The 509-nt window shown below is 78.0% G+C and carries 1 pseudogene; it reads right to left on the bottom strand.

Going from position 1 to position 509, the window contains the following annotated elements:
- Positions 1 to 453, bottom strand: a pseudogene (locus HUX53_RS00175) (D-beta-D-heptose 1-phosphate adenosyltransferase); the annotation flags it as partial.
- Positions 454 to 509 lie beyond the last annotated feature (56 nt).

Below are 509 nucleotides of genomic sequence, written 5' to 3'. Positions count from 1 at the left end.
CCGCCGGCCGGCGGCCGACAGCCCGAACCCGCTGATCTCGGCGCCGTCGGCGGCGGCGAGGCGGGCGGCCTCCTCGGCGTTCGGGGTGAGCAGCCGGACGCCCGGCACCGGCGGCTCGCCGCGCGGATGCGGATCCCACACGACGGGCACGCCCGCGGGCAGCTCCCCGAGCAGGGAGCGGACGGCGCGGTGCCGGGTGACGCCGCGGCCGTAGTCGGAGACCAGCACGGCGCCGGCCCCCGCGATCGCGTCGGTGACGCGCGGACCGACGGGCCCGTCGAGGGCCTGCCCTTCCCCGGCGTCCAGGCGCGCCACCGACTGTCCTCCGGACCGGATGCGCAGCTTGCAGGGGGTGCCGCCGTGCAGGTGGAACGCGGCGACCTCCAGGTGCTTCTCCAGCATCGCGCGCAGCCGCCGGCCGGGCTCGTCGTCGGCGAGCGCGGTGACGAGCACCACCTCCCGCCCGGCGGCTGCGCGCGATGCTGGGGAACTGTCTCCTATACACCTCC

The organism is Actinomadura sp. BRA 177, assembly GCF_013372625.1.
In the GTDB taxonomy this organism is placed as follows: Bacteria; Actinomycetota; Actinomycetes; order Streptosporangiales; family Streptosporangiaceae; genus Spirillospora.
This window is presented reverse-complemented; position numbering and strand designations above follow the sequence as displayed.